The organism is Pseudomonas ceruminis (assembly GCF_021602025.1).
Classification (GTDB): Bacteria; Pseudomonadota; Gammaproteobacteria; order Pseudomonadales; family Pseudomonadaceae; genus Aquipseudomonas; species Aquipseudomonas ceruminis.
Genome location: NZ_BQHW01000004.1, coordinates 252021 through 272025, shown reverse-complemented (window position 1 = coordinate 272025; position 20005 = coordinate 252021). Strand labels below are relative to the sequence as shown.

At 59.2% G+C, this 20005-nt stretch carries 19 protein-coding genes; 6 read left to right on the top strand and 13 right to left on the bottom strand.

What is annotated here, in order from left to right:
- The 5 genes from L6D80_RS07235 to L6D80_RS07215 form a co-directional block, all read right to left on the bottom strand.
- Positions 1-1101, bottom strand: coding sequence for an efflux RND transporter periplasmic adaptor subunit (locus L6D80_RS07235; RefSeq protein ID WP_176513179.1), 1101 nt, complete (start codon positions 1099-1101; stop codon positions 1-3).
- Between the two features lie 453 nt (positions 1102-1554).
- Entirely contained in the window at positions 1555-2355 is an 801-nt protein-coding gene (gene istB / locus L6D80_RS07230) for an IS21-like element helper ATPase IstB (RefSeq protein ID WP_176513177.1), read from the bottom strand.
- Positions 2348-3847, bottom strand: coding sequence for an IS21 family transposase (gene istA, locus L6D80_RS07225; protein ID WP_176513237.1), 1500 nt, complete (start codon positions 3845-3847; stop codon positions 2348-2350). Before istA ends, istB begins: the two co-directional genes overlap by 8 nt.
- A gap of 143 nt (positions 3848-3990) precedes the next feature.
- Positions 3991-5352 carry a cysteine--tRNA ligase gene (gene cysS / locus L6D80_RS07220; protein WP_176513175.1) on the bottom strand — a complete coding sequence of 454 codons (1362 nt, stop codon included), beginning with the start codon at positions 5350-5352 and terminating at the stop codon, positions 3991-3993.
- A 636-nt stretch (positions 5353-5988) separates the two neighbouring features.
- Positions 5989-6237: a hypothetical protein gene (locus L6D80_RS07215; RefSeq protein ID WP_176513173.1), complete on the bottom strand. Its 249-nt coding sequence runs from the start codon at positions 6235-6237 to the stop codon at positions 5989-5991.
- Between the two features lie 138 nt (positions 6238-6375).
- Between L6D80_RS07215 and L6D80_RS07210 the strand changes: the two genes are divergently transcribed.
- The 3 genes from L6D80_RS07210 to L6D80_RS07200 all read left to right on the top strand — a co-directional run bounded on the left by L6D80_RS07210 (position 6376) and on the right by L6D80_RS07200 (position 9748).
- Positions 6376-7152, top strand: coding sequence for an ABC transporter permease (locus L6D80_RS07210; RefSeq protein WP_176513171.1), 777 nt, complete (start codon positions 6376-6378; stop codon positions 7150-7152).
- A 231-nt stretch (positions 7153-7383) separates the two neighbouring features.
- Positions 7384-8742 (top strand): hypothetical protein, encoded by a 1359-nt coding sequence (locus L6D80_RS07205; protein WP_176513169.1) that lies wholly within the window; start codon positions 7384-7386, stop codon positions 8740-8742.
- 364 nt (positions 8743-9106) lie between these two features.
- Positions 9107-9748, top strand: coding sequence for a TetR/AcrR family transcriptional regulator (locus L6D80_RS07200; protein WP_176513167.1), 642 nt, complete (start codon positions 9107-9109; stop codon positions 9746-9748).
- Positions 9749-9869: 121 nt separating this feature from the next.
- On the opposite strand, the gene L6D80_RS07195 is transcribed toward L6D80_RS07200, so the two are convergent.
- Positions 9870-10646 carry a class I SAM-dependent methyltransferase gene (locus L6D80_RS07195; protein ID WP_054902136.1) on the bottom strand — a complete coding sequence of 259 codons (777 nt, stop codon included), beginning with the start codon at positions 10644-10646 and terminating at the stop codon, positions 9870-9872.
- 104 nt (positions 10647-10750) lie between these two features.
- On the opposite strand from L6D80_RS07195, the gene L6D80_RS07190 reads away from it, so the two are divergent.
- Entirely contained in the window at positions 10751-11371 is a 621-nt protein-coding gene (locus L6D80_RS07190) for an energy transducer TonB (RefSeq protein WP_176513165.1), read from the top strand.
- A 2-nt stretch (positions 11372-11373) separates the two neighbouring features.
- Here the strand turns inward: L6D80_RS07190 and L6D80_RS07185 are convergent, their stop codons facing one another.
- The 7 genes from L6D80_RS07185 to ppc all read right to left on the bottom strand — a co-directional run bounded on the left by L6D80_RS07185 (position 11374) and on the right by ppc (position 18754).
- Complete coding sequence (locus L6D80_RS07185; protein ID WP_176513163.1) at positions 11374-12063, bottom strand: extensin-like domain-containing protein; 690 nt, start codon at positions 12061-12063, stop codon at positions 11374-11376.
- 6 nt (positions 12064-12069) lie between these two features.
- The gene (locus tag L6D80_RS07180) at positions 12070-12900 is read right to left on the bottom strand and encodes an isocitrate lyase/PEP mutase family protein (RefSeq protein ID WP_054902139.1); all 831 of its coding nucleotides are present in this window, start codon (positions 12898-12900) and stop codon (positions 12070-12072) included.
- Between the two features lie 30 nt (positions 12901-12930).
- Positions 12931-13800, bottom strand: a complete 870-nt coding sequence (locus L6D80_RS07175; protein WP_054902140.1) for a DUF72 domain-containing protein — start codon at positions 13798-13800, stop codon at positions 12931-12933.
- Between the two features lie 3 nt (positions 13801-13803).
- Positions 13804-14091 (bottom strand): hypothetical protein, encoded by a 288-nt coding sequence (locus L6D80_RS07170; RefSeq protein WP_054902141.1) that lies wholly within the window; start codon positions 14089-14091, stop codon positions 13804-13806.
- Positions 14092-14221: 130 nt separating this feature from the next.
- A complete protein-coding gene (gene tsaB / locus L6D80_RS07165) occupies positions 14222-14896 on the bottom strand; it encodes a tRNA (adenosine(37)-N6)-threonylcarbamoyltransferase complex dimerization subunit type 1 TsaB (RefSeq protein WP_054902142.1) in 675 nt (224 codons plus the stop codon).
- 322 nt (positions 14897-15218) lie between these two features.
- The gene (gene adk, locus L6D80_RS07160) at positions 15219-15869 is read right to left on the bottom strand and encodes an adenylate kinase (RefSeq protein ID WP_054902143.1); all 651 of its coding nucleotides are present in this window, start codon (positions 15867-15869) and stop codon (positions 15219-15221) included.
- A gap of 257 nt (positions 15870-16126) precedes the next feature.
- A complete protein-coding gene (gene ppc, locus L6D80_RS07155; RefSeq protein WP_176513161.1) occupies positions 16127-18754 on the bottom strand; it encodes a phosphoenolpyruvate carboxylase in 2628 nt (875 codons plus the stop codon).
- Between the two features lie 170 nt (positions 18755-18924).
- Between ppc and L6D80_RS07150 the strand changes: the two genes are divergently transcribed.
- Positions 18925-19257 (top strand): hypothetical protein, encoded by a 333-nt coding sequence (locus L6D80_RS07150; RefSeq protein WP_054902164.1) that lies wholly within the window; start codon positions 18925-18927, stop codon positions 19255-19257.
- Between the two features lie 288 nt (positions 19258-19545).
- Complete coding sequence (locus tag L6D80_RS07145; RefSeq protein ID WP_054902145.1) at positions 19546-19959, top strand: DUF4398 domain-containing protein; 414 nt, start codon at positions 19546-19548, stop codon at positions 19957-19959.
- The last annotated feature ends 46 nt before the right edge of the window (positions 19960-20005 follow it).

The following is a 20005-nucleotide window of genomic DNA, read 5'->3' as shown; positions in this document are numbered from 1 at the left end:
TTACTCCTTGGCCGTCAGGTTCACAACGCGGTTGGTGCGGTCCACAGGCCGCACCTCCTGCCCTTCTCGCAACACATGGCCGCCAGCGGCGACCACCCAGTCGCCAGGATTCAAGCCTTCGAGCACCGGTACAGTTTCGCTGCCATACGGCCCCAGGCGCACAACGGCCCGCTCGACACGGCGTTCCTGGTTGACCCGCCAGACATAGGCCTGCCCGTCTTCAGCGGTAACCGCCGACAACGGCACCGCCAGTGGGACCATCCCGTCATGGGCGATGAACACCCGCGCGCTCTGGCCCAGTTCGGCCGGTGCCTTGACCGAGGTGAAGGCGATGCGAGCGGCAAAGGTGCGCGAACGAGGGTCGGCAGCAGGTGACAATTCACGGATGCGCCCCGGGAACCGCTCATTGGGGTGCGACCACAGCTCGACGCTGACCGGCTGGCCCACGGCGAAGCGGGCGAACTGCTGTTCCGGCAGGCTGATGGCCACTTCCCGCTCACCGTCCGCGGCCAGGGTGAAGACTGTCTGCCCGGCGGCAACCACCTGGCCGACCTCGACCTGGCGCTTGGCTATGACACCCGCCTGCGATGCACGCAATATGGCGTATTCGGCCTGGTTGCCGGCCACCTCGAACTCGGCCTTCGCCTGCTTCAGCCGCGCCTGGCCGGCACGGAACAGGTTTTCGGCATTGTCGTACTGCGAGTGGCTGACCATCTGCCGGTCCAGCAGCTTCTGGTAGCGGTCACGCTCGGCACGCACCAGCGCCAGGTTGGCCTCGGCGCCCGCCAGCTGGGCGCGGTTGGCTTCCAGTTGCAGGCGCACGTCCTGGGGGTCGAGTTCAGCCAGCGGCTGCTCGGCGTTCACCCGTTGGCCCTCTTCGACCAGGCGCTTGGTGACCTTGCCGGCGATACGAAATGCCAGTTCCGGCTCGAGCCGCGCCCGTACTTCACCGGGGTAGCTGTCCGCCGCGGCTTGCGCCGGCTGCGGCTGAACGACCAGCGCCGGGCGAGGTGCTGCTGGCGGAGCGGCTTGCTGGCCACAGGCTGTCAGGAACAGCGTGGCGGCAACGGGCAGAGCGAGGGACAAGGCATGACGCAACATGATGAATCCTTTCGCGACGGGCGCATCGAATATTTATACTGGCGAGTATATTAAATCAGGGAACCGAAGCCGGGAAGCCAGCGTCGGAAAGAAAATCCGTGGCTTTTCACCTTCTTCAATATTTTTTTCATCTCCTGCAGATACATGCACCTAAATAGAGCTTGCTTGCCGTCGCTACGACTCAGATACGGTCAATGGGTGACGCGATCCCATGCCGCTGATTGGCCACGTCGCGCTTTTGGGTACAGCGATATCGAGCCAGCTGCTTGCGATCATTCCAGAGAGATCCAAAGGTTACGTGTCGGCGCTGATTGAAAACTGACCCACCCTGCCGATTGAAAAATGACCCAGGGCTGCTTGCCGATTTAGACCCCGGCAATTGTGGATAAGCCTAGCAGTCGACAGCGTCGTAAAAGTGCTGACCCTGCACTCAGCAAGGCCAGCCCAAAGAGGTCAAAACGGATCGTCCTCCGATTCCTCGATATCCTGCCGTCTACGCTCCCTCGCCTGGATCTTGGTCTTGGCTCCCAGGGTGCTGTTTTGCAGGCGGTACGATTCATTCCCCGTCTCGACGATGTGGCAGTGGTGTGTCAATCGGTCGAGCAAGTCCGTAGTCATCTTGGCGTCGCCAAATACGCTCGACCATTCGGCGAAGCTGAGGTTGGTGGTGATGATCACGCTGGTGTGCTCGTAAAGCTTCGAGAGCAGGTGGAACAGCAAAGCTCCGCCGCTCTGACTGAAAGGTAGGTAGCCAAGCTCATCAAGGATTACCAGATCTGCACGCAGTAGTCCTCGGGCGATACGTCCTGTCTTGCCCTCATGTTTTTCACGTTCCAGCAGGTTGACCAGATCGACCGTGGAGTGAAAACGCACACGCTTGTTATGTTGGGTGATGCCGGCCACTGCCAGGGCGGTGGCGAGGTGCGTTTTACCGGTACCAGGGCCGCCGATGAACACCACATTTTGCGCTGTGTCGGTGAAGGTCAGAGTGGACAGTTCCTTGATCAGCCGGGCATCAGCGCTGGATACACCGAAGTCAAAGCCGGCTAGGTCACGGTGCATGGGCAGTTTCGCCATATTCATCTGATGATGTACCGAGCGCACTGCACGGTCGGCGTGCTCTTGATCAAGGAGATGTTCGATCAGCCATTTTGATGACGCGGTGGAGGATTCGCCTTGTGCGGCTAGCTCTGCCCAGGCATCGGCCATGCCGTGCAGGCGTAAGTCTTTGAGTTCCTCTGTGAGATCACGCATTACGCATCTCCTCATCCGTGCTGCGCGGCCGGTCATAGCGCGCGGTATTAGCAACAGGGGACACCTTCAGTTGCAGGTTGGTTTCGACCGAGGGTGGTGCTTCACGGGCGGTCAGACGGGCCACGATGTTGAGGATGTGGTCAGCGCTCAGGCTGCCAGATTCCAAAACCAGCTCAACCGCCACGAGGACGGCATCCAGGCCCGCGATGGGCACGGCGGCCAGCACCTGGGTCATGACCCGATCACCCTGTAGATGCCGCCGCAGCCCGCGCCTGAGCAGGCGTAGAGGCTTGGGCAGATCGACAAAGGGGGCACCATTGCGTAGGGCTCCCGGTTTGCGTTCAATGAGGGGGATGTAGTGTTGCCAGTCGTAGCTGACCTGGTCGCGATCAAACAGGCGCTCATGGCTGGCAATCACACCATCATCGGCAATCACGACGATCCGTGAGGGATAGAGCCGACTGCTGACCCACTGTCCAACACGCTCGCAGGGTACTGAATAGCGGTTGCGAGCCACGTTGACCAGACAGGTGCTGGAAACGCGAACCGTCCGCTCTACATAGCCGTCGAAGGGCGTCGGCATCGGCATCATTTCGACGCGCTCCAGTTCCAAGACTTCTGCGACGGTGAAGCCGTTGTACTGCGGATGGATCAGCTCGTGCCATAGAGACCGACAGCGCTGGGCAAGCCAGGCATTCAGCTCTTCGAAGCTATGAAAAGTGTTGTCGCAGGCGGACAGCCAGATGCGGCGCCGACTGTCTTGGACGTTCTTTTCGACGATACCTTTTTCCCAACCAGACGCTACGTTGCAGAAGTCCGGGTCGAACAGGTAGTGCGAGCACATCACCATGAAGCGAGCATTGACCGTGCGGCCTTTACCCTTGGAGACCTTGTCGACCGCCGTTTTCATGTTGTCGTAGATGCCGCGACGCGGCACGCCGCCCAAGGCGGCGAATGAGCGGGTATGGGCATCGAACAGCATTTCATGCCCTTGGCTGGGATAGGCCACGAGCCAGAAAGCTCGGCTGGCACATAGCTTCATGTGCGCGACCTGGACACGTCGGAAAACACCGCCAATCAGCAGGCCTTCCTCGCTCCAATCGAACTGGAAGGCCTCGCCCAATGCGAACGCCAACGGCACAAATGCCCGTACCGCCTTGCCTTGCTCTCCACGCCAATGACGAACGAAGGCAGTGAGCTGGCTGTAGCCGCCGTCATAGCCTTCAGCGCGGATCATGGCCAATAGCGCCTTGGCACTGCGGCGATGTTGCTTCGCCCTCAAGGCATCAGCCCGCAGCGCCTGATCCAGAAGATCGTGAAAGGGACTGAGCTTGTTGAACACGGCTTGACGCTGATAAACCGGCTGCTTGGACTCCGGCGCTCTGACCCATTTTCGGATGGTGTTGCGCGACAGTCCGGTGCGCTTGGCTATCTCATGCAACGACAGCTTGTCGCGGAAATACATCCGCCGAATTTTGCCCATCATTTCCATGCTGATCACCCTGTGTTCTCCTGCTCAAAAATTGAGCAGGCGCAGTGGAACACCTGGGTCAGTTTTCAGTCAGCACAACGGGCGAAACTGGGTCAGTTTTCGGTCAGCGGCAACATATTGAGCCTATAAATGACGATTCGGCTTCAATCATCTGCCACTGCATCGTCCTTCACCACCCAGCCGCGCTCCTTCAGTTGTTCTCGCAAAAGGTCAGCAAGAGCCCAATTTTTTTCCTTTCGAGCCTGACGCTGCTGCTCGATCAGATCGAAAATGTCAGCGGGTGCTGCATCATTATCGGACTCCACATTCTCAAGGTCCAATCCCAGTATCCGGTCCATTTGCAGCAATGTGGCGCGTTTATCGGCAGGTGGCAGATCACTTTTAACTAGTGCCCAGACAACTGCCAACGCCCGAGGAAGGTTCAGATCCAGATTTACCTCATCCAGGAACCGTTGATGGAAGACCTGATTGATATCACCTGACTTAGGCCAATCGGCAAAAGCACTACGCAGTCGACGAAGTGCTGTAGCTGCGGCCCTAAGTGCCTCATTACTAAAACGTAAGGTACTTCGATAGTGGGCGGTCAGACATAAGTAGCGATAAGCAAGCGGGTCCAAACCACGATCAATGAGAGACTGCAGCCGTAGAAACTCCCCGTCGGATTTGGACATCTTTCCATGATCCAAGGTGAGGAATGCTCCATGCATCCAAAAGTTCGCGGGGCGGGTACCATAACACGCCTCGCCTTGGGCAATTTCGTTACTGTGGTGAACGCTGATATGGTCCTCCCCGCCACAATGTATATCGAACCAAGGGCTAAGGTATTTGGTTGACATCGCCGAGCATTCGATGTGCCACCCTGGAAAGCCGACGCCCCAGGGGCTGTCCCACTCCATTTGGCGTGTACTCTCCGTAGGGCTGAATTTCCATAGGGCGAAATCTGTAACCGAACGTTTCTCACCAGTGGCAACGCGTGCACCGGCGCGCAGACCTTCGGCATTCAAGCGTGCTAGATAACCGTAGGTGTCTTGCCGGCTAGTATCGAAGTAAATGCCATCCGAGGTGCGGTAGGTAAACCCCTTAGTCTCCATAATCTCAATCAAACTGATCTGCTCGGCGATATGGTCAGTTGCTCGACACCACAAGGTCGGCTCCAGAAGATTCAACTGACGCCAGTCATGCTGAAAAGCAGCGGTGAATCGTTCTGCGATGACCCATGCCGACTCCCCTTGCCGACGACTGCCTTTCTCCATCTTGTCTTCCCCCTCGTCGGCATCAGAGGTTAGATGACCTACATCCGTGATATTGACAATGTGACGAACGCTGTATCCATTGCTCTGTAAAACGCGGCGCAGCACATCCTCGAATATAAAGGTGCGCAGATTACCTAGATGGGCGTAGTCGTACACCGTAGGACCACAGCAGTACAGCCCTACCTCTTCAGGGGTCAATGATTCAAACGGCCGCAAACTGCGGGTCCAGGTGTCGTAAAGTATGAGGCTCATCAGTTATTTCCTTTGCGGAGGGAATGGCTTGCTTTAGATCGAGTAGGAGGCGGGTTCGAAACCGTTGTCCTCCCACACCACCGCGCATACGGTTCAGTACACGCCGCTTCATGCCCACTGAGCAGTAGCTTCCGTGCGCGTGCTTCCATTGATGTGTCGCCTACGGTGTCGAAGCGCTCAAACCAAGGCTTAAGGTTTCCGACAATTACCTCCTGATGGGCTCGACCGCCACTATTCACGACGTTTCTGCTTTGCGCCCAATAACTCTCATCTGAGTATGCAATCATGACAGCTTCAGCCCTTCGATAACTCTGAATTTGAGCAATTACTACGATCTAAATTGACGTCGTCTCGCCCAACCCGCCACCTCACGGCGACAGTAGGACATGGCAGGCACCAGATTTCTCGGGGTAATTTGCGCGACCTTACTGCTTATGCCTGTCGGATCTAAATCGTAGCGCTCCGCGTAAGCATTGGGCTTTGACGATTTGCTCCGTCCTACCCGCTACTCAGCCTAATCCGTTTCATATTGTCAGACCAGCATTTAGCTTCGGACCTCCTACCGATTCGCGGTCGCTCGCGGCACACCCTTCCCCTGGCCGATGTGTAGAATACGTGCATATCCAAGTACCTCGCTCAGCCACCATCGCCAGAGTTCCGAATGCGTTGGCGCGGGGTGAACCACCTGCCAAGAACGAAACCACCGAAATCAGAAAGCAATGCGTCAGGGCAAAAAATAATACAAATTGGATTCGGAGCAAAATGCTCCAGAAACTGTTGCCCTGCCAACATCAAAACAACAGTAACAAGTGTTGCTACAACAACACCTGGCTTCGTAGCGCTGCAAACAACTCCCCCTCTAGCAGATAGTTGTATATCGGACATCTAAAGGACTTGTCTACCCTTACTCGCAAAGAATCCCATTATCGTAAAACAATCTAGGCATATAATTATATGATCCTTGGATTCGCGAAAATTTTATAGCGGAATGCAACCACGTTCTGGACAGGGATATGGTCAAGCATGCATCTATCGCGATTCCTAGTATCTGTTAGTCGCCTGCAAATTCAGTTAATGATGCAGAATACAGCGACTCTCGTACCTTTGCTTATTATGCCCTTGACTTCCTTAATTCCACTCATAATTGTGTTGAATGCAGGACGATTGGACTTGATCAGTTATGTGATGACAGCAGCCCTACTTACAACAATAGGTCAAATGGGATTTGAAGCAGGCGGTTGGGTGGTGACTACGGACCGCGAAGAAGGACTAATGGATCTAATTATTGTTAGCTCAGCCAGCTACTGGGCAATATTGATAATCAGGATGTTTTTGATAATTACAGTCGGCGCAATCGGATTTTTGGAATTCTGGCTACTGGCAAGATACTTGTTCAAAGTTGATTTATCTATAATGAGCCCCAATATTTTTGCAATATCTCTCATACTTACCTTGTTAGCAGGTGCTGCGAGCGCCACAGTAGCATCCGCCTTATTAAGCCTAGCGGCCTCAGGGAAAAATATTCAATCAACACTGAATGGCCCATTCTATCTACTTGGGGGAGTATTAGTGCCTATCGATTACTTACCCTCGTGGACAACGCCAATATCATTTTTAACATATTTTTACTGGTCAGCTGTGCTTATACGCGCCGGAATCAGCGGGAGTTCATTTGACGAAACATGGCCTTCACTCGTAGGCCTGATAACTTTAACCCTTATCATGACAGTCATCTCATACATCGCAGTACGCCACTTGATTGCAGCACTTAGACAAGACGGAACTTGGTCTATCACATGAATTTCTTAAGAATATTTTACCAGAGCTTCTTGCTAGGAATTAGCGACTTTAAGCGATACTGGTCCCTTAAAAGCTGGATTTTTGGATGGATGACCCGAACTCTTACTACGATTGGGGTGTGGGTCTTACTGGGCCGAATGATTGGAAGCGAGGAGCTCACCCATTTCTTGATGATAGGAAGAGGACTGCATTGCCGCTTTTCAATATTTCCGCACCTCTCGCAATTACAGCGTGATCACAAACAGTTGTTTTCAAATTGCATCAGGAGGACGAGGAAATTTTTTTGAGGCGATAGGTAAAATCCAAAAACTCTATCCATCCCTTCATCGGCGCGCCATCCTCACGCCGCTTCTTTGCAGTAAGAACAGCCACTTGCGCAAGTATGCTACTGAATACCTATACCAAGTCCAGCAAAGCAGACCCCAAGCCCACAACCAAGATTGCGATTGTTCTAAACTAAACTTTAGATTCGCAGATTCCATCATGTTGACTTGCAGCGTTCGCAATCGAGCGCAACTGATATCAGAAGGTTTACTTGAAATCGATCCGATGGCGCCGAAATATCGCTGTTTAACACACAGTAAAAATCTTTGCGAAATGTTTTTGAGCATGCCTGAGATCCCGTGGGATTCCACGGATTATTCCCCAGACACAAATCAAGATATTGATTTGATAACATTAAGTGAAGCCGCAATACTACTTGAAATCCCTATCAGCTATGTAACAACTTTCGCAAAGTCCGGCTATCTGAAGAGTCTCAACCTGCTCACCCACAAGCAAGCTTTAGTTTCAAAGCAAGAGGTGCAGCATTTTGCAGATACTTATATTATGGCCACGCAAATCAAACGTAACTCACACCTTAGCTATCAACACATCCACACATTACTAGCATCCACGCCCTGCGAGGTAATCATCCTCCCGTTTAGGCTCCAGGTTAAACTTTATCTCCGCGACTCAGTTCCAGATGCACTGACCCCTTATATCAACAAACTGACTCACACCTCTCAAGAACAGCAAACCGAGTCAGTAGTAACTCTTGCTGATGCCGCATTACAGCTCGACCTTGATACAAGAGACATGCGCCTCCTTGCCGACATGGGAATTATCGAAGCTAAATTCTACCGCGGCAAAAATGACGTACCAACACGCAAATACTGCGTGGACTCAAGCATACCAAACGCAATTGCTTGGAGAAGCAACTACTTTAAGCTTCAAGAGTTATCTGAAGCGATCGGATGCTCAGCCAAAATGACGATCAATGTTTACCTAAAAACCAACTTCGTACCCTACATTCAACTCATCTCCTCCACCCTGATAACGAAAGATGATGCGACAAAGGTTATCGAACACCACAACACATACATTACTTTCCGCGAAGCACTTAGCATACACAAAGTAAATATCAAGGATATTGAAAACTCAATACAGAGCAAAACCTTGAACCCACTCAGCCGCAGTGATAACAATTATCTTAATGGACTTATCACATTTCCTAGGCAGGGTTTTTTGGACTGGCTGGCGGCGAAATACGCCACTGAAAAAGGCATCTTGAGGATTTGCCGGCAACGGAAGATCTTTACGGGTATGTAAACAACCGTGTCTAACGGCTCCCCCCCTCCCCTCTCCTGGCCTCAGTCCTCTGATGGCTTCTGATACCCGATATTGCCCTATCCCTACAGATGGATCGCCTTCGGCTCTCTTGAGAAAATTTGCGTAGCTGCCAAGCTCTCTAACAATTTGCTGAATCGCATCCCTATTGCTTCACTTCCCAAAAAATCTCAACTTCGATGAAACAACGTTCTCTGCCATACTGACCAGCGCCCTCTTAACCTTCTGTTTCATAAGCCGGACGATCCAGAAGATCGTGAAAAACCACGAAATCACCCTCAGCGATTGGTCGTTCCTTGCAGCCGGAAGCCGCCTTAGCCGGTAAGATGAGCGCCTTCTCACCCAGATGCGGACTCCAATGCCCAACGACGCACCCATCGGCCCCGGCCGGCCCAAGGACCTCGCCAAGCGCGAGGCGATCCTCGAAGCCGCCAAGACACTGTTCCTCAGCCTTGGCTATGCCAACACCAGCATGGATGCGGTCGCTACGGCGGCAGGTGTTTCAAAACTCACCGTGTACAGCCACTTCAACGACAAGCAGACCCTGTTCAGTTCGGCGGTAATGGCGACCTGCCAAAACCAACTGCCCGACCTGATCTTCGAGTATCCCGAAGGCGCGGCGGTGGAGGACGTGCTGCTGAACATTGCACGCAGCTTCCAGGCGCTGGTCAGCAGTGACGAGGCAGTCAAGCTGAGCCGGCTGATCATGGCCCTGGGCAGCCAGGACCCGGGGTTTGGCGAATTCTTCTACGAAGCGGGACCCAAACGGGTGCTGGCAGGCATGGAAGCGCTGCTGCGCGGGATTGATGAGCGTGGGCTATTGCGCATTACCAACCCATTGCAGGCGGCCGAGCATTTCTTCTGCCTGGTCAAGGGTGCACCCGATTATCGGTTGTTGCTGGGGTGTGCGGGGCCACTGGAGCGGGACGAGGCCGAGGCGCATGTGCGCGAGGTGGTGGGGGTGTTCTTGCGGGCGTTCCACCCTTGAAAGATCTACCGCTTGACGTGTGCGACCCCCTATAGGAGGGCCTTGTGTTGTGCAGGGCCGCAAAGCGGCCCCAGCACTATTCGCGACACCGCAAGAGCGCCTGAGGCGCTCTGCGTGAAGGCTAGCCCTTCAACGCCTTCTTCGGGTAGATGTCATACCGGCTCGACTTGCCCTCCAGGCTATGGCTGGGCTTGGGCCCGTCGATGATCGGCGCCTTGCGTGGGCGCTTGACCACGACCCGGTGGCTGGCCAGGGCCAGAGCGGCCTCGAGCAAAGCCGGGGCATCCAAGTCATCACCCACCAATGGCCGGAACACGCGCATCTCCTTTTTCACCAAGGCGCTCTTGTCCCGGTGCGGGAACATCGGGTCGAGGTAGATCACCTGCGGCGCCTCCCCTTCCCAGGCGCGCATGCGCTCGATGGCGTTTCCCGTCAGCAGGCGCATGCGCCCGACGATAGGCCCCACCTCTTCATCCGATCGCGCCCGCGCCAGGCCATCCTCCAGCAGCGCGGCAACCAGCGGCTGGCGCTCGATCAGGGTCATCTGGCAGCCCAGGCTGGCCAGCACGAACGCATCCTTGCCCAACCCAGCCGTAGCATCGAGCACCTGCGGCCGGACACCTTGGGCAATACCCACGGCCTTGGCGATCATCTGGCCGTTGCCACCGCCAAACTGGCGGCGGTGCGCGGCCTGGCCTTCAACGAAGTCCACACGCACCGGCCCAGGCGCCTGCGGGCCCAGTTGCTGGATCTGCAGGCCTTGAGCACCTACCTGTACGGCGAAGCCGGCGGTAGCGTCCTGCAGCGGCAGGCCCAGGCGCTCGGCCCATGCCGTAGCCTGTTGCGCGTACTCAGCCGACATCGCTTCGACCCTGATCCCCGTGCCTTGCTCTTCCATCGTCCACACCTAAAAAATCAAACCAAGCCCTTAATGAATCGGCAGCATCGGCCGATACAGGCAATATCCCGCTATTCTGCCAGAGCACAACGCGCGCGACTGCCATGACAGATACTCTTCCCATCGGCTTGACCTACCTGTCGCCTGTCGGCAACTACGGTCGGCAGAATACCCAGGCACTCGGGGGCGTCAGCCACCTGTGGCAGGATTTCTTCGCCCGTGCCATGGCCGAACAGCAAGGGGATGGGACAGACAGCGTCAGCCAGGCGCTGATGCAATACGACAAAGACAGCGGCGAGCCACTGGGCGGGGCCAAGGCCCTGGCCCTGATTGACGCCCAGCGCGCTTGCCCAGTGCACGACACCATCGTTGCGCCACCCGAGCCGCTGTTCCTGCCCAAGGCCGAACTCGAGGCCAACCTGCTCGAACCTGCCCCAGAGCCCTTCAGTGCTGCCGAACTGATCCAGCAACAGCGCCAGCTCGACCTCAGCAACAGCTGGTTGCGCCCGGTGGTCATGAGCCAGGGCCACCCGCTGCCTGAACCTGGCCCGGGGCCGACGCCGCGTCCGCTGCACCTGCCAATCGCCGAGTTGGAAATGAACCTGCTCGACCCGGCGCCAGAACCCTTCGACGACGCGTCGATAGCCAAGCAGCAGAACGACCTGGAATTCGACATTCACTGGGCACGTCCAGTGGTGCTGAACAACGTCCGCGTCCACGCCTGAGATCAGCGGCACACCTGCCAGCGCCCCATGTCCAGGTGAAAGTGGTTGTGGTGGGCCGCATTGTAGTCCGGGCCCAGCACCGTACTGAAGCTTTCGCACGCCGCCTGTTGAACCTCGCGCAGAAACTGCGCCTTCTGCCCACCGGTCTGCCAGTCCCGCGCGAGCACGATGCGCTCACCGCCCTGCAGGCGAAAGCCGCTGATGTCCAGGGCATTGGCCGTGGCGTGCTGGCTCAGCCGCCCCTGCTTGCGGTGGTAGACGTTGCGGCAAGCGAAGCTGCCCAGGTGCTCGACCTGCGCCACGGGCTCGCCGAATACCCTTTGCGCCGCGGGTTGCAGGCCGTGCACCTCGAACAAGGCATACGCCACCGCCAGCGGGCAGGTGGCGAGAAAACTGCTGCCCAGGCGCGCCTGCCCCCGCTCGATACGCCACACATTGCGCAGCGGGCAGTTGGCCGTTGCCGGGCTGTCGGCCTGCGCCTTGAAGCGCAGATCGCTGGTTTCCAGCGCCTGGCGACACAACCCTGGATCGTCGCGCAGGCGTGCCAGCTTGTAAGGGGTCAACAGGTTGGGTGGCTGGCGCACATCCAGCACCGCCCAAGGGTTCCAGGCGTCCGGCAGGCGCCAGCCATGGTGCCAGGCCAGGCCCGCCGCGATCAGCAGCAGCCCACCCAGCCAAGCCAGTGTGCGCACGCCGCCTCAGCGGCGGAACAGGTCGTTGAGCTGGGCGAAGGGCAACGCCTGCTCCCCATAACCGAACGTACCTTGGTCGCGTATCTCCAGCGCCGCGCGCTGGAGTGCCCCGAGTGCCACGCGGGCCAACGACGAGCCTACGCTGATACGGCGCACGCCCAGGTCCTGCAACTGGTTGACGCTCAGCGGCACGCCTGCCAGCCCCATCAGCACGTTCACCGGTTTCGGCGCCACGGCCTGCACCACCGCACGGATCTCGTCGACGCTGCGCAGCCCTGGCGCATACAGCACATCGGCGCCCGCCTCGGCATAGGCCTGCAGGCGCAGAATGGTGTCGTCCAGGTCCATGCGCCCGTGCAGCAGGTTCTCCGCACGGGCACAGAGCGTGAACGGGAATGGCAAGCTGCGCGCGGCCTGCACGGCGGCACGCACCCGCTCCACCGCCAGGCCGAAGTCATAGATAGGCGCATCGCTGTGGCCACTGGCATCTTCGATCGACCCTCCCACCAAGCCCGTTTCGGCGGCGCGCAGAATGGTCTGGGCGCAGGCCTCGGGCAGGTCGCCAAAGCCATTTTCCAGATCGGCCGCAACCGGCAGGGCCGTCGCATCAACGATATGCCCGGCGTTGTCGAGTGTTTCATCCAGGCTCAAGGCGCCCTCGGCGTCCGGCCGCCCGAGGCTGAAGGCGAGGCCCGCACTGGTTGTGGCCAGCGCCTCGAAGCCAAGGCTGGCAAGGAGCTTGGCGGAGCCGGCATCCCAAGGGTTGGGGATGACGAAGGCGCCATCACGCTCGTGCAGCGCCTTGAAGGCTTCAGCGCGCAGGGTTTGTACATCCATGGTCACAACCTCCGGGTGGTCGGGGAAAGATCAGAGTAGTCCCAGTTGTTCGACCTCAGGGGCGCGCGGCAATTCCGGCAAAGCCGCCAGGCCAGGCAGGCGGGCCATCAGCCGCTGATGGAAGCGCTGGGCCAACGCGGCTGCCAGGCGATTGTCAGAGGTATGCAGAAAGACATAGGGGCTGCGCCCCTCCTCTACCCAGCGGGCGACCTTTTCCACCCACGGCGTGAGGAAGGGTTCGTTGGCTTCGAGTTCGGGGTGGCCGATGAAACGCACCTGCGGGTGCTGGCTGAACGCCGCCGGGCGCGGCGGCACTTTGGGTTTCTTGGCCTGGGCATGAAGCACGGCAGGCTCGCGCGAGGCGCAACTGAACAGTGCACGCGGGTCCAGGCAGATGCGCTCCACGCCACGTTCATGCAGCAAGCGGTTGAGCAGGCGCTCTTCTTCACCTTTGGCGAAGAACGCCTGGTTGCGCACCTCCACCGCCACCGGTACCCCAATCTGATCGAGAAAGGCGCCCAGCTCTGCCAAACGCGCTGGGCCGAACTGGGCCGGCAGTTGCAGCCAGTACGGCGATACCCGCTGGCCAAGCGGCGCCAGCAGCCGTGTGAAGTCGAAGGCTGACTCGAGCCGGTCACGCAGGTCGCCCTCGTGGCTTACGTCACCGGGGAACTTCGCGGTAAAGCGAAAGTGCGCAGGCATCACCTGAGCCCAGCGTGCGACGGTAGCCGGCGCAGGGCGGGCATAGAAGGTGGTGTTACCCTCCACCGCGTTGAACACCTGGCTGTACAAACCCAGGAACTCGTTGGTGCGGGCATCAGCGGGATACAGATAGTCGCGCCAGGCGTTTTCACTCCACGACGGACAACCGAGAAAATAAGGCAGGTGGGATAGAGTCATCCCTCAAATGTACAGGTCGAGCCCCAGTACTTCCATTTCCCAGTCAGTAAAGCCTGCAGTACTGAGGTAACTGGCAAGGGCGGTTGCCGTGCGCCGATCGCGAGCGCGAGGGAACACCATGTCCTGCTGGCGAGCTGGTAAACCTCCCGAACGGGGACGTGGAGTCGCCTCCTGGGCGGCGTCCCCCTCTTCGATCAGTTCGCCATCGTCAATCGTCTCATCGCGCACCGGCGCCTTTCGCGGCATGCGCTTGATGGGATAAGACTGCGATGAGAAACCGTCGATACGCATGAATGAGTACTCAGGACCAGTGATGGCAATTTAGCAGCATCCGGCCCGCGCCGCTAATGCTCCCGTGATAACTGGACCACACTTCGCAGCAAAGGTCTTATCGTCAAGCGCGATAACCGACGAACAGCACTCAACGTGCCTTGGGGGTGGCGACGTTGTCACGCAGGTAGACCGGCTGCGCCTGCTCGGCGGCGATGGCCTCGCCGCGGGCCCAGGCGAAATTGGCCAGGGTGAGAATATCCAGGGCATTGGGCAACGCCGCGGGGTTGCTGGCACTGGCCTGCACCGCCAACTGCTCGGCGTAGCTCCAGCCCGTACCGGCGCCGAACCATTGACCATGGCTGCCCTCTGGCAACGCCACGCGCTCCGGCGGCAGCACCGCCTCCAGCCCTTGCAGGCGCATCTCACCGGCCACCGCCTGGTAGCAGCCCCAATAGACTTCGCCCATACGAGCATCAATCGCCGCTGCGACTTGCTGCACACCTTGTTCACGCAGAGCGCCCTGAGCCAGTGCCGCCAGGTTGGAGACCGGCAAGACCGGGCGCTCCAATGCAAAAGCCAGACCCTGCACTACACCTATGGCAATACGCACGCCGGTGAAGGCGCCAGGGCCACGGCCAAACGCGATAGCGTCGAGGTCGTTCAAGGCCACCCCGGCATCCGCCAGCAACTGCTTGATCATTGGCAGCAGCTTTTGCGCATGCATGCGCGGGATCACCTCGTAATGGCTGGTTACCTTGCCATCATGCAGCAGCGCAACGGAACAGGCTTCGGTGGCGGTATCCAGGGCCAGCAGGGTGGTCATCGAACGGGTATCCAGGTGCGAATGAAAAGAGCGGCAGTATAGAGCAGCAGCGGCGTTGTGTCCCGAGGGGGCGCTGTGCGGCCTTTGTAGGAGCGGCCTTGTGCCGCGATGGGGCGCAACGCGGCCCTTGTAGGAGCGGCCTTGTGCCGCGATGGGGCGCAACGCGGCCCCACGATTTCAGCTTCGCCGCAGAAATTGCCGGGGCCGCTTTGCGGCCCATCGCGGCACAAGGCCGCTCCTACAGGGGCCGCGGCGGGCCGTGGATTGCAGCCCTGAAACGACAACGGCCCGCAAGCGGGCCGTTGTGACGCACGGTGATGGATCAGCTCAAAGCAGCCAGCACCTTGGTGGTGATCGAGTCGACCGAACCTACGCCTTCGATGTGGCTGTACTTGGGCTTGCCGGCGTTGGCGGCCGAGAGCTTCTGGTAGAACTCCACCAGCGGCTTGGTCTGGCTGTGGTAGACCGAGAGACGATGACGCACGGTTTCTTCCTTGTCGTCGTCACGCTGAATCAGGTCTTCGCCTGTAACGTCGTCCTTGCCTTCCACTTTCGGCGGGTTGTACTGAATGTGGTAGGTACGGCCCGAGGCCGGGTGCACGCGGCGGCCAGCCATGCGGCCAACGATCTCTTCGTCGTCCACGGCGATCTCGACCACGGCGTCGATGTCGACACCGGCAGCGACCATGGCTTCAGCCTGCGGAATGGTGCGTGGGAAACCGTCGAACAGGCAGCCGTTAGCGCAGTCCGGCTGGGCGATGCGCTCCTTGACCAGGCTGATGATCAGCTCGTCGGAAACCAACTGGCCGGCATCCATGACTTTCTTGAGCTCCAGGCCCAACGGGGTGCCGGCCTTGACGGCGGCACGCAGCATGTCACCGGTGGAGATCTGTGGAATACCGAACTTCTCGGTGATGAACTTTGCCTGAGTACCTTTACCGGCCCCGGGAGCTCCCAGCAGAATTACGCGCATCTCGTGCTCCTCAAATTTTTTTATGAAATTCAATGGATTCGGCGACCAGGGCCAAGTCCGGAAAATCGGGTATGACCATAAATCGGTCAGAAGGCTGCTCAAGATACACAGCGCCCGGCAGCCAGACAAGCGTCCCAAAGGTGCAGGAATGTCCCACGCGCACGCTGGGTTGCAGGTGGTTGCGCCCGGTGCAACCACCCTCCCGACACTGCCTCGGCCGATCCCACGCCACTGGGTACAGGCGCAGCCCCTTGACCTCAGCCGGTGTTGCGCAAGCCCGCGGCAATCCCGGCCACCGTCACCAGCAAGGCCTGCTCCAATGGGCTGTCCAGAGCGGCTTCACGGCTGCGCGAACGGGCCAGCAACTCAGCCTGCAGGCGGTGCAGTGGGTCCAGATAGGTGTTGCGCAGACTGATGAATTCCAAGGTTTCAGGGCTGTGCGCCAGTAGCACCGGCTGCCCCGTCAAGCCCAGTACCACTTGGCAGGACTGCGACAATAGGTCGCGCAAATGCGCCCCCAAAGCAAGCAAGCCCGGTTGCACCAGACGTTCGTCGTAGGCCTCGGCGATTTGCGCGTCGGCTTTGGCCAGCACCATTTCCAACATGTCGATGCGGGTGCGGAAGAACGGCCACTGCTCACGCATCTGCGCAAGCAACTCGCCTTGCCCACGGGCCAGGGCATTGTTCAGGGCCGTTTCCCAGCCCAGCCAGGCTGGCAACATCAGGCGCGTCTGGGTCCAACCGAAAATCCACGGAATCGCGCGCAGGCTTTCGATGCCGCCAGCGCGCCGCTTGGCCGGTCGGCTGCCCAGCGGCAGCCGCCCCAACTCCTGCTCCGGTGTGGATTGGCGGAAGTACTCGACAAAATCTGGGTTCTCTCGCACAACGGCCCGGTAGGCCTTGACACCATCGGCGGCCAGCTGGTCCATCAGCGCACGCCAGGCAGGCTCCGGCGGTGGAGGTGGCAACAAGGTGGCTTCCAGCACCGCTGCCAGGTAAAGGTTGAGGTTCTGCTCGGCGATGCCCGGCAAGCCGAACTTGAAACGGATCATCTCGCCCTGCTCGGTGGTGCGAAAACGCCCCGCCACCGAGCCCGGCGGCTGCGACAGGATTGCCGCGTGGGCTGGGCCACCCCCTCGGCCGACGGTACCGCCACGGCCGTGGAACAACAGCAGCTCGACCTGATGCTCGCGGCAGATGCGTACCAAGTGCTCCTGGGCGCGGTATTGCGCCCAGGCCGCCGCTGTGGTGCCGGCATCCTTGGCCGAGTCGGAGTAGCCGATCATCACCTCCTGCGGCCCGCGCAGCCCGGCGCGATAGCCCGGCAGGCCCAGCAACCGCTCCATCACCGGCCCGGCGTTGTCCAGGTCGGCCAGGGTCTCGAACAACGGCACCACCCGCATGGGCCGAGTCAGGCCAGCTTCCTTGAGCAGCAACTGCACCGCCAGCACATCGGATGCGGCACCCGCCATCGAGATGACATACGAGCCCAGCGATGCACCTGGCGCTGCGGCGATTTCACGACAGGTGGCGAGCACCTCGGCGGTGTCAGCCTGGGGCTGGAAATGCGCTGGCAGCAGTGGCCGACGGTTTTTCAGTTCGGTTTGCAGAAACGCGATACGGGTGTCTTCGTCCCAATCGGCATAGCTACCAAGGCCCAGGTAATCAGTGATCTCCGACAGCGCATCTCGGTGTCGTGCTGCATCCTGGCGTACGTCCAGGCGGCCCAGGAACAGCCCGAAGGTTACCGCCCGGCGCAGGCTGTCCAACAGTGGGCCATCGGCGATCACACCCATGCCGCATTCATGCAGCGAGTGATAGCACAGCTCCAGCGGGGCGATCAGGTCGCGGTTGTCCACCAGCACGTCGGCGCTGGCCGGCTGGCTGCTGGTCAATGCCGAATGGGCCCAGGCACGCGTCGCCCGCAAGCGGTCACGCAGTTGCTTGAGCACGGCGCGGTATGGCTCGGCGCTGTCCCCCACCCGCTCGCGCACCGCACTGCTGGCCTGCTGCATCGACAGCTCAGCGGCCAACGCGTCAATGTCACGCAAGAACAGGTCGGCAGCCATCCAGCGTGCCAACAGCAGCACCTCACGGGTAACGGCGGCGGTGACGTTGGGGTTGCCGTCACGGTCGCCGCCCATCCAGGAGGCGAAGCGGATGGGTGCGGCTTCCAGCGGCAGGCGCAGGCCGGTGGCCTCGAACAACGCCTTGTCGACCTTGCGCAGATGGTTGGGTATGGCCTGCCACAGGGAATGCTCGATAACTGCAAACCCCCACTTGGCTTCATCCACCGGGGTCGGCCGGGTGCGGCGGATTTCTTCAGTGTGCCAGGCCTCGGCGATCAGCCGTCGCAGCCGCTCACGCACCTGCTCACGCTCGCCGCAGGTCAAGTCACGATGGTCTTGCACCGCCAGCTGGCCGGCGATGGCATCGTACTTCTGGATCAACGTGCGCCGCGCCACTTCGGTCGGATGCGCCGTAAGCACCAGTTGGATATCGAGCTTGGCCAGTTGCCGAGCCAGGGCATCTTCCTTGTGCCCGGCCTGCTTTAAGCGCGCCAGCAATTCGGGCAGGACGCGGGCTTCGAAAGGCTCGGGCTGCTCGGCATCACGGCGGCGAATCAACTGGTACTGCTCAGCGATGTTGGCCAGGTTGAGGAACTGGTTGAAAGCCCGCGCCACCGGCAGCAGGTCTTCTTCGGCAAGGTCGGCCAGGGTCGAGCTCAGTTGCTCGCCCGCGCTGCGGCGGTCGGCCTTGGCACTGTGGCGGATGTCCTCGATCTTCTGCAGGAACGCCTCACCGTGCTGCTGGCGAATGGTCTCGCCGAGCAACTCCCCCAACACATGGACGTCTTCACGCAGGCGTACATCGATATCGGTCATTGGCCCTCTCTTCGGCGCGGCTCGCCCGCGCTCTGTTCAGAAAACAGCACGGGTTCAAGAGTGCCCACAGGCGGGGTCCCATGGCAAGCCACGATCAGGCAAAGCAAACTAAAGTGAGAGCACCACAGTCCGATGCAATGCAGCCTTTGCAGGCGTTTACAGAGGTCATCATGAAAATCCGCGAACTCGCCCAGCACTGGGAACAGAATGCCGCCGGCACCTTGAGCCCGACCGGCCATACCTTGCACCTGGACCTCGAATCGGAGGCCAGGCTGGCCGCGCTCATCGACATGTACCCCAAGCGCACCGCTGAGGAGCTGCTCGGTGAACTGGTTGCTGCCGCGCTGGAAGAACTGGAAGCCAGCTTTCCTTACGTACAGGGCCAGAAGGTCATTTCTACCGACGAAGAGGGCGACCCGCTGTACGAAGACATAGGCTCTACTCCGCGCTTTCTGGCCTTGTCACGGCGCCATCTGCAAGCACTGAGCAACACCGACGAATAACCTGCGCATGGGCCGTTGCGAAGCTGTTCGCCAGCCCGCAACGGGCCACGCACCTACACGGTTTTTTCGGCACGCAGGCGCCGTGATAAGTGACTTACTAGTCACAAATTCCCGCTCAAAATTGGCAATTTTTTCTGAACTATTCTAAAAAGCTATCAGTCACAGCCAATAGCCATCACGCTAAAACCCTGCACACCTGCGTTGTGCACCGTTAGGCTGAAACACCGCGGAATGTCAGGGATTGAGCGATGGACTGCTACGGACATCGTCGTTATCAGGAGTGATCCAATGGAGCTGACCACCATGAAGACCCGCACTTCAAAACTTTCATCCACTCATGTGCGCGGGTTCAAGCTGGCCGCGCTGGCCCTGGGCAGTAGCCTGGTCCTGGCCGGCTGTGCGGGCAACCCGCCCACCGAGCAGTACGCCGTTACCCAGTCCGCCGTGAACTCTGCCGTCAGCGCTGGCGGTACTGAGTACGCTGCCGTTGAAATGAAAGCGGCACAGGACAAGTTCAAGCAGGCCGAAATCGCCATGCATGACAAAAAGTACGACGACGCCAAGCGTCTGGCCGAACAGGCCGAATGGGACGCTCGCCTCGCCGAACGCAAGGCCCAGGCGGCCAAGGCCCAGAAGGCCGTGCAGGATGCCCGCCAGGGCGTTCAGGACGTACGTGAGGAAGGCCTGCGCAGCGCTCAGTGAGCCCTGCCCCGCCTGCCTTAGCCTTCGCACTCGATCAAAGGATGAA

Bases quoted from the DNA above. Each gene is read 5' to 3' on its own strand.
- L6D80_RS07235 (WP_176513179.1), bottom strand. From the start codon at position 1,101: ATGTTGCGTCATGCCTTGTCCCTCGCTCTGCCCGTTGCCGCCACGCTG.
- istB (WP_176513177.1), bottom strand. From the start codon at position 2,355: ATGCGTGATCTCACAGAGGAACTCAAAGACTTACGCCTGCACGGCATG.
- istA (WP_176513237.1), bottom strand. From the start codon at position 3,847: ATGGAAATGATGGGCAAAATTCGGCGGATGTATTTCCGCGACAAGCTG.
- cysS (WP_176513175.1), bottom strand. From the start codon at position 5,352: ATGAGCCTCATACTTTACGACACCTGGACCCGCAGTTTGCGGCCGTTT.
- L6D80_RS07215 (WP_176513173.1), bottom strand. From the start codon at position 6,237: ATGTCCGATATACAACTATCTGCTAGAGGGGGAGTTGTTTGCAGCGCT.
- L6D80_RS07210 (WP_176513171.1), top strand. From the start codon at position 6,376: ATGCATCTATCGCGATTCCTAGTATCTGTTAGTCGCCTGCAAATTCAG.
- L6D80_RS07200 (WP_176513167.1), top strand. From the start codon at position 9,107: ATGCGGACTCCAATGCCCAACGACGCACCCATCGGCCCCGGCCGGCCC.
- L6D80_RS07195 (WP_054902136.1), bottom strand. From the start codon at position 10,646: ATGGAAGAGCAAGGCACGGGGATCAGGGTCGAAGCGATGTCGGCTGAG.
- L6D80_RS07190 (WP_176513165.1), top strand. From the start codon at position 10,751: ATGACAGATACTCTTCCCATCGGCTTGACCTACCTGTCGCCTGTCGGC.
- L6D80_RS07180 (WP_054902139.1), bottom strand. From the start codon at position 12,900: ATGGATGTACAAACCCTGCGCGCTGAAGCCTTCAAGGCGCTGCACGAG.
- L6D80_RS07175 (WP_054902140.1), bottom strand. From the start codon at position 13,800: ATGACTCTATCCCACCTGCCTTATTTTCTCGGTTGTCCGTCGTGGAGT.
- L6D80_RS07170 (WP_054902141.1), bottom strand. From the start codon at position 14,091: ATGCGTATCGACGGTTTCTCATCGCAGTCTTATCCCATCAAGCGCATG.
- tsaB (WP_054902142.1), bottom strand. From the start codon at position 14,896: ATGACCACCCTGCTGGCCCTGGATACCGCCACCGAAGCCTGTTCCGTT.
- adk (WP_054902143.1), bottom strand. From the start codon at position 15,869: ATGCGCGTAATTCTGCTGGGAGCTCCCGGGGCCGGTAAAGGTACTCAG.
- ppc (WP_176513161.1), bottom strand. From the start codon at position 18,754: ATGACCGATATCGATGTACGCCTGCGTGAAGACGTCCATGTGTTGGGG.
- L6D80_RS07150 (WP_054902164.1), top strand. From the start codon at position 18,925: ATGAAAATCCGCGAACTCGCCCAGCACTGGGAACAGAATGCCGCCGGC.
- L6D80_RS07145 (WP_054902145.1), top strand. From the start codon at position 19,546: ATGGAGCTGACCACCATGAAGACCCGCACTTCAAAACTTTCATCCACT.